At 41.7% G+C, this 1,212-nt stretch carries 1 protein-coding gene; it reads left to right on the top strand.

The genetic code is table 11. From position 1 onward, the window contains the following. Nucleotides 1-77 precede the first annotated feature (77 nt). Nucleotides 78-1,212, top strand: a 1,135-nt coding sequence (locus ACRCJ0_RS14535; protein WP_431390914.1) for a tetratricopeptide repeat protein, incomplete at its 3' end; no start/stop codon positions are given.

Below are 1,212 nucleotides of genomic sequence, written 5' to 3'. Positions count from 1 at the left end.
GAGGAATTATAGCCCTGGTGGAAGATTTTACCTGGTGAATTGTGCTAAAATAGGCTAGGTATAGGGGGTTGGATCTTTTGGACCAATTAGTGAATGAATTTATTACGTATATACAGCAAAATGAGATTGAAAAGGCCAATGTGGTTTTTGAAAAAATCTTAGGACAGCTTGAAAAAGAAGATGCCCAAGTCATGGCGCAAACGGGATACAGCCTGGCGCAATTAGGCTTTGTGGATTATGCCAATGAGATTTATACAGTGGGAGAAAACAGATTTCCTGAGGAAGATTCATGGATCTTATTGAAGGGTGAGTTAGCCCTAGATAATGGACAAGTGGAAGAATCGATTGATGAATTACTGAAAATTACGCCGGAATCACCATTATATGTGGATGCGTTATTACTACAGGCGGATGCTTATCAAATGTATAATTTGCCGGAAGTGGCCTTGGTCAAATTGAGTGAAGCGCGGGAATTAGCGCCAAACCAACCGGTGATTTTATATGGGATTGCGGAATTACGGTTCCAACAGGGTGAATTCCAACAAGCCTTGCCGTTATATGAGCGGTTATTGCAGTCTGAAGAGACACCGGAATCTTTATTTGAAACTATTGAAGCCCATTTTGCTTATGCTAAGGCGGCAACGGGGGACTTTGAAGAAGCCATTGAATTAATTGAAGCGACACCTGAAAATGATCGGACAGATGAGCAACAAGAACAATTAGCCTTCTATTATGTGGAAACAGAAAACTTTGAAAAAGCCAATACCATTTTAGAGGCCTTGTATGAAGACGATAAATTATCGGACGGGTTACTAGCGGTTTTTGCTCAAGTGAAGAATGCCTTTCATGACCATGATGGGGCTTTGGAGATGATCGACAAGGCTATTTTGGTGAACCCATATGAAGCTCGTTTGTATTTCCAAAAGGCTGAATTTGCTCAACAAATTGGAAATCGGGAGACGGCTCGAGAGGCTTTGGAATTGGCTTTAGATATCGATCCTGACTACGGACAGGCTCTAGTATTGCTACTGCAATTATTGATTGATGACGAGGACTACGGAACAGCCCGAGCCTTGATTCAAGATATGGATGAAAAAGGGATCGAGTTCGACCGTTATGTTTGGATGAAGGCTAAAGTCTTCCAAGAGTTAGAAGAATTTGACTTTGCTAACCAAGCCTACACCGATGCTTACCCACAGTTGAAAGAAGATA

Source organism: Aerococcus sp. L_32, from assembly GCF_050689315.1.
The sequence above is the reverse complement of the archived record's forward strand: the minus strand, read 5'-3'. Positions and strand labels throughout refer to the sequence as shown.